Below are 9,357 nucleotides of genomic sequence, written 5' to 3'. Positions count from 1 at the left end.
GGCCTTCATGATCTTGAGGGACTTGCGGATCCAGTGGTCCAGCTTGTCCGCGTCCGAGGCCGCCTTGCCGGCCTTCTCCGTCGTGGCCGGCACACCGTGCGACGCCGGCTCGGCGGCGTGCGCGGGGGACGGGGCCAGCGTCAGGGCCGCTGCCGCGGCTCCCGCGGCACACAGCCCGGAGACCGAGAGCCTGCGGACACGGGCGGCACGGGCGATGGACGTCGTGGACTGAGCGGACGTACGAATGGAAACACTCCTTGCGAAGACGACAGGACAGCCACGGGAGCGGCGGAACGGACGTGCGCGGCGGGATCCGGCGTACGGAACGCGCTGCGCCCGACCGACTCGCGGTGCCGGCCTCCCGGGCTCCCACCATGGTTAGCGGCACACCGGAGCGCCGGCAACGGCCGCCCGTACTACCCGCCTCCGTAGCAGGGTGCCGTCGGGCGGGGCGGGGCGCTCAAGGACGGCGAGCCCGCCCTCCGGCGCCTACTACCGCGCCCCGTATGTGATCTGCGACCTATGGGTGGGCTCACACCCGCGGGCTTCGCGGAGGCCGGATCCACGCCCTCAGCAGGGTCGGTGGCCGCCGGATCCACGGCGTCGGCGGAAGGCCGCGTGACGGCCCCGGCGGTCTCCGTGCGGCACGGCCGGCCTCCTCCTCTTCTGAACACGTCCTGACCGCCGCTCTCCTGGGCACGTCCCGACCGCCGTCCCAGGGCCTCCCGTGCACGCGCCCGGGAGGCCCTGGGCGTGCTCGGTTACAGTGGCGCCCTGATGAACGCGCAGCAAACGCCCCACCGCACCAATCCCGCCCCACCGCTGCTGCGTCTGCACCTTTTCGGTGGGTTCCGGGTCACTCGTGACGGCGGTCCCGAACTCGCCGAGCGCTGGCCGAGGCCGAGCGCCCGGGCGCTCGTCAAACTGCTCGCCGTGTCACCCGGGCACCGGCTCCACCGCGAGCAGGCCATGGACGTCTGCTGGCCTGACTCCGATGCGCAGGCGGCGGTCGGCAGCCTGCGTGTCGCCCTGCACGCGGCCCGTCGCGCCCTGGAACCGGAACTCGCCCCTCGCGCCGCCTCGTCGTACCTGGTCTCGGACGGTTCGATGCTGCTCCTCGACCCGGCGACCGTACGGATAGACGCGGACGAGGCGGAGGAGGCGGGGCGTGCCGCGCTGGCCACCGGGGACGTGCCGGGACTCGTCGAGACGCTGAAGCGGTTCACCGGCGAACTGCTGCCCGAGGACAGGTACGCGCTCTGGGCCGCGTCCCGCCGGGAGCAGCTCACGGCGATGAAGGAGGAGCTGCTGCTCGCACTCGCCTCGGCGCACCTCGAGGCCGGCGCGGTCCAGGAGGCTGCGGCCGTCGCCGAACAGGCCCTTGCCGGGAACCCTGCCGAGGAACTCGCCCACCGCATCCTCATGGACGCGTCCCTGCGCCAGGGGCTGCGTCGCCGGGCGCTCCAGCAGTACCACGTGTGCCGGGACGTGCTGGACAAGGAGTTCGGTGTGCGGCCCGGCCCGGAGACGGAGCGCCTGCACCGGGAGGCGCTCGCGACGGGGCCCGCGCCCGTTCCGTCCGCGCCGTCCCTTCCGGCTCTGCTGCGGGCGCCCGCGGCGATTCCGCTGCACGGCCGCGACGAGGCGCTCGGCCGCCTGCTCGACACGGACGGCCCCCCGGTCCGTCTGCTCACCGGCGAGGTGGGTGTCGGCAAGACCAGGCTGGCGGGAGAGGCGGCGCGACGGGCCGCCGCCTCCGGAACGGCCGTCCTGTGGGGGGCCGGTCACGACGCCGAAGGACACACTCCCTACGGGGTGTTCGCCGAGGCGCTCGACGCGTGGGTGGCCGGACGGGACGCCGGACAACGCGCCAGGATCGGCACGGAGTATCCCGAACTCGCCTCGTTCCTGCCGTCCTTGGGACGGGTGCGGGGAAACGCGGAACGCAGCCCCGAGGAGGAACGGGACCGGCTCTTCCGGGTGACGTCCGCACTGCTGGCCGAACTCGCGGCCGCCCACCCCGTCCTGATCGTCCTCGACGACCTGCACTGTGCCGACGCGGGCTCGTACCAACTCCTGAGCCACCTGGCCCGGCAGGCCTCCGACACCCGTACGCGACTGCGGTTCCTCGCCACCTGCCGTGAGGAGGAACTGCCCGACGGAGACCCCCGGCGGACCGGGCTGGCGTCGATGCTGCGCCAGGGGCTGGCGACGCGGGAGAAGGTGGGGCCGCTCGACCGGGAGGCGTGTCTGGCGGTGGTGCGCGACGCCACGCGTGCGGCCGGCGACGCCTCGGCCCCGGAGGGCCTCGCCGCCCACGCCCCGGCCGACGGCGTTCCCGACCGGCAGATGGACCGCGTCTGGGAGCTGTCGCTCGGCAACCCCCTCTTCGCCCTGGAGCTGTCCCGCGGCCTGGGCGACGGCCTCCCCGCCGCCCTGGCGTCGGACGGGGTGCGCCAGTTGGTGGGCGAGCGGCTCGGCCGGCTCGATCAGGACACCCGGCGCATCGTCGAGGCGCTGTCCGTCGCCGGGGGCGAGGCCGCGCTCTCCGAGCTGCTGGACGTCGCCGCGCACGGGCTCCGCCCCGCCGTCCACGGGCCGGCCGCGGCCGACGCCCTGGAGCAGGCCGTCGCCGCCTCGCTCATCGAGGAGCGGCAGGTCGTGGTCTCCGGGCATCCGCAGGAAGGACTGGCCTTCCGCCACCCCCTCGTCCGGCTCACGTGTTACGACAGGCTCTCCGCGACGCGGCGGCGGGAACTGCACGGCGCCTTCGCCCGGGCGGTGCTCCACCGGCGCCCCGACGCCGTCGACGCACTCGCCTCCCACTTCGCGCGCGCGGACGATTCGAGGGCCGCGGAGTACCTGCGCAGGGCGGCCGAGCGGGCAGCCGCCCTCTACGCGAACGACAGCGCCGACCGCTACTACCGTGACCTGGTGGGCCGTCTGGACGTGGACGCGGCCCGGGCCCGGCTCGCGCACAGCCAGGTGCTCCGCAGGATGGGCCACTTCACGAAGGCGGCCGGCGCGCTGCGGCTGGCCCTCGACGAGTTCGTACGGCGCGGTCACCACGACGACACCGTGCTCGCGGCCGCCCGCCTCGCCGAGACCCTGGTGAAGGCCGGTGCCCGCGACGCCGGCCTCGAAGTGCTGCGCGACCATCCGGTGGCCGCGCACACCGCACCCGAGCCCGTCGCCGGCCACTTCCTCGCCCTGTCGGTGATCTGCGGCGTCCAGGGACGGTACGCGGAGGGCTTCGAGGCCGCCCGGCAGGCTCTCGTCGCTGCCCGCCGGGTCCCCGGGGCGGCGGGACAGGGTCTCGTGGCCCGCGCCTTCGTCCAGCAGGCCAGCAGCCTCGGGCTCGCGGGGCGCTTCGACGAGGCGCGTGAGGCGGGCGAGCGCGCGCTCGCACCCGCCGAGGCCTACGGCGACCCGACGTTGCACGGACTCGTGCTGTCGACCTCGCGTGAGAACGCCCGCCGCGGCGGCCACCTGCGTGCGGCGGTCGCCACCGGCCGGCGGGCCCTCGAACTCGCCGAGCGGTCGGGCGATCCGACGGCCGCCGCGTTCGAGCGGGCGAACCTGGCCGAACTGCGGCTGCTGCTGGAGGAGGTCGACGAGGCACGGGTCCTGGCGGAGGACGCCGTCGCGGGTGCCGAGCGGGAGGAGGCCTGGTGCCTGCCGTACACCCTGGCGACACTGGCACGCGTCCGGATGCGGACCGGCGCCGACGCGGAGGCCGCGGTACTGCTCGACCGCGCCGGGACGTCCGCCGCCGGGCTCGGGGACCGGCAGGCCACGCACGAAGTGCGCACCGCTCGCGCGGAACTCGCCCTGACGGCGAACCACCCGCAGGCGGCGCTGCGGGCCCTGGACGGTTCGTTGACGGAAGCCCCGGTGCTGGCGGCCTGGGCGGAGCTCTTCGGCGGGCGCGCGGAACCGGCCCGGGAGCTCGCCCGGGCGGAGGCGGAGCGGGCCGGGCGGACGGGTGAGCGCCTCGCGGAGGTGGAGGCACGGGTGGTTCTCGCCGTCGCCCTCTCCCGGCTGTCCTTCGCCGAGGAGTCACAGGACGCCCTCCGGCAGGCGGAGGCCATGGCCGAGGCGCTGCCCTACCCGGCGGGCCTGCGCCGTGTGCGGAGCGCGCGCGAGCTCATGGGCGCCTGACACCGGGCCCGCAGGACCGCACACCTGCGGGAGCCCCGTCGGCCGTGGCCCCCTCCCCCGGTCCCGTGGGCTCCGGGCACCGGGTGCCTCACCACGCCTCGGTGTCCGCCCCCGCCTCCCTGTCCGGAAGGGGCCGGCCCTTCCCGCCGTCGGCCGACCGCAGCCGCGTCGCGAGCAACGGCAGCACGAGCACCGAAAGCATCGCGGCGCCGACCAGCGACGCGGCCTCGTTCGAGCCGATCAGCTTCTGGTCCACGCCGATCGTCGTGATGGCGGCGACCAGGGGCAGGCACGTCGAGGCGAAGAGAGCCAGGCCGAGACGGTCGCCCGTGCTCAGGTCCCTGGGAGCGAGCGCGTACACCGGCCCGCCTCGCACCAGCACGAACAGCAGCAGGAAGAGCGGAACCACCAGCAGGGCGGCCACGTCGTGCAGGAGCGCGTCCAGGTCGAACTCGATGCCGGTGACGACGTAGAACAGCGGTACGAGGAAGCCGAAGCCCATCGCCTCCACCTTGCCCAGGACCTCGTCGCTGCTCTCGGGAACGGCACGGTGCAGGACGAGACGGGTGAGGACACCGGCGGCGAAGGCGCCCAGGAGGACGTCCAGGCCGAACACCTCGGCGAGGCCCAGCATGCAGGCCAGCAGCAGCATCACGAACCGGACGGCGAACTGTCCGCTGCTGTGCAGGGTGCGTACCGTCAGCCGGGTGAACCACGGCCGCCGTGGGCGCAGGGCCCAGAAGACGGCGGCGGCCGCGATCACTCCGAACGCCGCCAGGAGAGCCGCCGACTCGCCCGGGCGGCGTCCGCTGAGCAGCAGAGCCATGGCGACGACGGGACCGAACTCGCCGACCGCGCCGAACGCCGTCATGACCTTCCCGAAGCGCCCTTTCAGCTCCCCGCGGTCACGCAGCATCGGCAGGACCGTGCCGAGGGCCGTGCTGGTCAGCGCGGTGCCGATGACGAATGCCTTGAACGCCTCTCCGCCGCTGATGAGGAGGCCCAGCCCGATCCCCGCGACGAGAGCGATCAGCCAGGCCCAGAGGGAACGGCGCAGGGTGTCACCGCGGATCGCGGCGAACTCGATCTCGTAGCCGGCGAGGAAGATCAGCATGGACAGCCCGAGGTCGGCGAGCGTGTCGGTGACCTCGTCCGTGTGCGCCCAGCCGAGCACGTCGGGACCGATCAGGATTCCGAGGGCGATCTCGAAGATGACCAGCGGGACACGGAGCCTGCGCCCCGTCGCGTACACGAGCAGCGGCGCCAGCACGGCGGCCGCCATGATCAGGACGAGGGTGCCCGGGTGGGTCATGAGACACCGCCGTGGTGCCGGGTCACAGGGCGACGGCGGTGCGGTCGTGGCGCCGGACGCCGGGGCGGACGGCACCGCCGCACGCGTACGGCACGCCGGTGACCGGCCGGTCCCGGGGTCGGGGTTCCGGGGTCCGGGACATCGGGATCTCCCTCACAGGCGGCATGCCGTGGCCGAGGACGCGACGACGCGTGGTCCGTGCCACTCTCGCCGCTGCGCCGGGGTCGTACTACCGGGTGTACGCCGTCGGGGTGAGGCCGTGCCCTGCCGGCGGTGCGCTCGGGTCGAGACGGCGAGGCCCGGCAGCCGCGCCGGCACCTCTCGGGGCCGGCGCGGCTGCCGGTCGCGTGGGAGCCGGTCGCTCCGGGTCGTGCCGCCTCCGGTGTCCGGGCTCCTGGATCAGCCGACCAGGTCCGGCGCGCGCAGCATCTCGGGCGGGATGCCCCAGGCGTCGACGAGGTCGACCGCGAGGGGGCGTACCTTGCGGCAGAGGTCGTTGACCTCACGGCTGATGGCCTTGGAACGCTGCACCGTCAGCCGTCCGTGCTCCATGAACCAGGCCCGGTCCGCCTCGATCGTCGACAGGGCGAACAGGTCGCACAGCAGGCCGAGGGCCACCTTGTTGCCGCCCGCGGGCAGCGCACCGGCCTTGTCGACGAACGCCTCCAGCACCAGCCGCTCGACGTGCGCGTGGGCGACCGCGATGACGTGGTCCTGGACCTGCGAGAAGACGACGCCGGGATCGCGCTTCTGGTCGATCCCGCGCTTGAGCCGCCGGGCCACCCCGGCGAGCATGTGCTCCTCGCGGTAGCGGAGCATGGCGAGGTGGTACTCCGAGTCGAGCAGGCCGGCTTCCTGGTCCCACTCGTCACCCCCGGGCAGCAGGTCCCGTACCCGTTCGAGGAGCTTGTGGGCCGACGTCTTCTCTATGACCGTCTCGACGGCGAGACCGGTCACGTAGCGGACCATGCCCAGCTGGTCCAGGTCCTCGAACTCGCTCGCGTAGTGGGTGAGCAGGCCCTTGGCCACGAGCTGCAGCAGCACGTGGTTGTCGCCCTCGAAGGTGGTGAAGATGTCGCTGTCGCTCTTGAGGGCGGCGAACCGGTTGACGGCGAGGTAGCCGGCGCCGCCGCACGCCTCGCGGCACTCCTGGACGACCCGGGTGGCGTGCCAGGTGCCGAGTGCCTTGGTGCCGGCGGCCCGTGACTCCAGCAGGCGCCGGGCCTGGGCGTCGTCCTTGATGCCGGAGAAGACTTCGTGGAGCTGTGTGCGGACGGCGTCCTGCGCGAAGTGCAGCGCATACGTACGCGCGATGAGCGGCAGCAGGCGGCGCTGATGCAGACCGTAGTCGAGGAGCAGCTGCTCCTCGCCGTCCGAGGCCGCCTCGAACTGCCGCCGCCGTACGGCGTACTTCGTGGCGATCGCCAGTGCGACCTTGGCGGCGTTGACCCCGGCGCCACCGACGCTGACCCGGCCCTGTACGAGCGTGCCGAGCATGGTGAAGAAGCGCCGGTTCGGGTTCTCGATCGGGCTCTCGTAGACGCCGTCGGGGGTGACGTCGGCGAACCGGTTGAGCAGGGCCTCGCGAGGCACCCGGACGCCGTCGAACCACAGCCGGCCGTTGTCCACTCCGTTGAGGCCCATCTTGCGGCCGTCGTCCTCGATCCGGACTCCGCTTGCCACCTCGCCGCCGGCGCGGATCGGCACGACGAAGGCGTGGACGCCCTCGGACTTCCCGCCGACCTCCAGCTGGGCGAAGACGACGGCCAGTTCGCCGTGGCGGGCCGCGTTGCCGATGTAGTCCTTGCGCGCCTGGTCGCCGTGGGTGGTGATGACGAACTCCTGTCCGGCGGCGTCGTACCTCGCGACGGTGCCGAGCGCCTGGACGTTGGAGCCGTGCCCGGTCTCGGTCATCGCGAAGCAGCCCATGAGCTGCCCGGTGATCAGGTCCGGCAGGTAGGCACTGTGGTGGCGTTCGGTGCCCAGGTGCAGGATCGCGCCGCCGAAGAGCCCGAACTGCACGCCGACCTTCACCAGCACCGACAGGTCACCGAAGGCCAGCGTCTCGAAGGCGGCGATCGAGGCCCCGATGTCGCCGCCCCCGCCGTACTCGCGCGGGAACCCCATGCCGGTCTGCCCCGTCGCGGCCATCTCCACGACGAGCTCACGCACCCGCTCACGGAACGCGTCGACGCCGAGCTCGTCGGCGTCCTCGAGAACGGAGGCGTACGTCGCCAGGTTGGTACGGACGAGGTCGCGGATCCCGGCGTACTCGCCGTCGAGCACCTCGGTCAGTGCCCGGACGTCGACGTCGGGCTGTACGTAACCGCTCGCAGGGGTGGATGTGTCGGTAGCCATGCACTTTCGCTACCCCGCCCGGCGACGGCCAAGCAGTCACCCGGGCTCACGGAGCCGTACGGGGGACGCGGGGAGGACGCGGTTCCGCCCGATGCCCGGGCTCCAGCCGGTCTCCGGCCGGGCACCGGAGTCAGGCAGGTCTAGACCTTGACGCGTACATGTTAGGCCGTTAACTTCCTGAAGCACCAGCCATTCACGTCCGCAGGAAGTGTTCACATACACGAACGTCCTCTCGGTAGAAGGGCACCCCCCATGCGAAGCAGATTCCTCGGTTCCACCCTGATCGCAGCCGTAGGCGGGCTGCTGGCAGGCCTCCTCGCACTGCCGGCCTCGGCCGCCGGCACGAGCGCGGCCCCCGACGCGGTCCCGGCCTCGCAGGCCGCCCCCGCCACGTTCACCCACCCCGGAGTCGGAGTCAGCCGGGCCCAGCTGGACACGATGCGCAACCGCGTCGACGCGGGCACCGCTCCCCAGGCAGCCGCCTACAGCCAGATGAAGGCTTCGCGCTACGCCTCCCTCTCGTACACCCCCCACCCGCGCGCCGTCGTCGAGTGCGGTTCGTACTCGAATCCCGACTACGGCTGCACGGACGAGCGTGAGGACGCGATCGCCGCGTACACCCACGCCCTGGCCTGGTACGTCACGCGCGACCCGGCCCACGCCACGAAGGCGATCCAGATCATGGACGCCTGGTCGGCCACCGTCCGGGACCACACCAACAGCAACGCGCCGCTGCAGACCGCCTGGGCCGCCTCCACCTGGCCCAAGGCGGCCGAGATCATCAAGCACGCCTACGGCAACTGGCCCGGCTCCGGCCGGTTCGGGACCATGCTCCGCGACGTCTACTACCCGGAGATCCGGAACGGCTCGGACTCCAACGGCAACTGGGAGCTGAGCATGACCCAGGCCATCATCGGGATCGGGGTCTTCCTTGACGACAAGGGCATCTACGACCGGGCGGTGTCGCTCTACCGCAACCGGGTGCCCGCCTTCGTCTACCTCACCTCGGACGGCGCCCTGCCCCGCACGAAGCCGGGTGACGGGCGCGACACCCGCGACGAGATCATCGGGTACTGGCACAACCAGTCCACATTCGTGAACGGACTCGCCCAGGAGACCTGCCGCGACTTCGTCCACACCGGCTACGGCATCGCGGCCATGTCCCAGGTGGCCGAGACCTCCCGCATCCAGGGCCAGGACCTGTACCCGGAGTTCGGCGAACGGATCCGGCACGCGCTGGGCTTCCACGCCACGTACGAGCTGAACAGCCCGCCCGCCTGGCTGTGCGGAGGCAGTGTCAACCGCGGGCTCGGGCCCGTCACCGAGGTCGGCTACAACGCGTTGCACAACCGGCTCGGCAACGCCATGAGCAACACCGAGGCCTACACCCGTGCCGGGCGCCCGATGGGGACGAACAACCTCTTCGTCGCCTGGGAGACGCTGACCCATGGGGACAACGTGTCCTGAGGCGTCGCGACGCAGCGGTGGGGAGCGGGACGGTGCCACCACGCTCCGCTCCCCGACAG

The 9,357-nt window shown here is 72.9% G+C and carries 4 protein-coding genes; 2 read left to right on the top strand and 2 right to left on the bottom strand.

The window, feature by feature from the left end; translation table 11 throughout:
• Positions 1-777 precede the first annotated feature (777 nt).
• The gene (locus ACIRJR_RS25820; RefSeq protein WP_403784733.1) at positions 778-4,161 is read left to right on the top strand and encodes an ATP-binding protein; all 3,384 of its coding nucleotides are present in this window, start codon (positions 778-780) and stop codon (positions 4,159-4,161) included.
• A gap of 88 nt (positions 4,162-4,249) precedes the next feature.
• On the opposite strand, the gene ACIRJR_RS25815 is transcribed toward ACIRJR_RS25820, so the two are convergent.
• Together ACIRJR_RS25815 and ACIRJR_RS25810 are read right to left on the bottom strand one after the other, a co-directional pair.
• On the bottom strand, positions 4,250-5,473 hold the full coding sequence (locus tag ACIRJR_RS25815; RefSeq protein WP_403784731.1) for a cation:proton antiporter: 1,224 nt from the start codon (positions 5,471-5,473) through the stop codon (positions 4,250-4,252).
• A gap of 399 nt (positions 5,474-5,872) precedes the next feature.
• Positions 5,873-7,831, bottom strand: coding sequence for an acyl-CoA dehydrogenase (locus tag ACIRJR_RS25810; RefSeq protein ID WP_403784729.1), 1,959 nt, complete (start codon positions 7,829-7,831; stop codon positions 5,873-5,875).
• A 252-nt stretch (positions 7,832-8,083) separates the two neighbouring features.
• Between ACIRJR_RS25810 and ACIRJR_RS25805 the strand changes: the two genes are divergently transcribed.
• Positions 8,084-9,298, top strand: a complete 1,215-nt coding sequence (locus ACIRJR_RS25805; protein ID WP_403784727.1) for an alginate lyase family protein — start codon at positions 8,084-8,086, stop codon at positions 9,296-9,298.
• Positions 9,299-9,357: the final 59 nt, after the last annotated feature.

The sequence above is a fragment of the Streptomyces sp. NPDC102402 genome (assembly GCF_044765765.1).
Taxonomy (GTDB): domain Bacteria; phylum Actinomycetota; class Actinomycetes; order Streptomycetales; family Streptomycetaceae; genus Streptomyces.
This window is presented reverse-complemented; position numbering and strand designations above follow the sequence as displayed.